At 70.9% G+C, this 577-nt stretch carries 1 pseudogene; it reads right to left on the bottom strand.

The window, feature by feature from the left end:
- Positions 1-577, bottom strand: a pseudogene (locus AB4039_RS42375) (acyltransferase domain-containing protein); the annotation flags it as partial.

A 577-nucleotide genomic window follows, 5' to 3' on the forward strand; every position in this document is an offset into this window, starting at 1 on the left:
GGCGCAGGTTGCGGTACCAGTACCCGGCATCGAGCACGGTCTGAGCACGGTCTCCGTGAGGAGGCCGCCTGTCACGGTCGAGTAGAACGGGATCTCCGCCTTGCGCGGCACGACCGGCCCGAGAACATCCAGCAGCTCGGCCTCGATCCGCTCCACGTGCGCCGAATGGGAGGCGTAATCGACCGGCACCTGACGGGCCCGGATCCCCTCCCCCACCGCCTCCGCGACGAACGCGGCCACCGCATCGGCATCCCCGGCCACGACCGTGCCCGACGGCCCGTTCACCGCAGCCACACCCAGCCGGCCCGCCCACACCTCCAACCGCGCCTCAACCGCCGCCAACGGCAACGGAACCGACGCCATGCCGCCCAAACCCGCCAGCTCACGCCCGATCACCTGAGCCCGCAACGCAACCACCCGCGCCGCATCCCCCAGGGACAACGCCCCCGACACAGCAGCAGCGGCGATCTCACCCTGCGAATGCCCGACCACCGCATCCGGCACCACACCCAGCGAACGCCACACCTCGGCGAGCGAAACCATCACCGCCCACGTCACGGGCTGGACCACATCCACC

The sequence above is a fragment of the Streptomyces sp. M-16 genome, from assembly GCF_052114405.1.
Classification (GTDB): Bacteria; Actinomycetota; Actinomycetes; order Streptomycetales; family Streptomycetaceae; genus Streptomyces.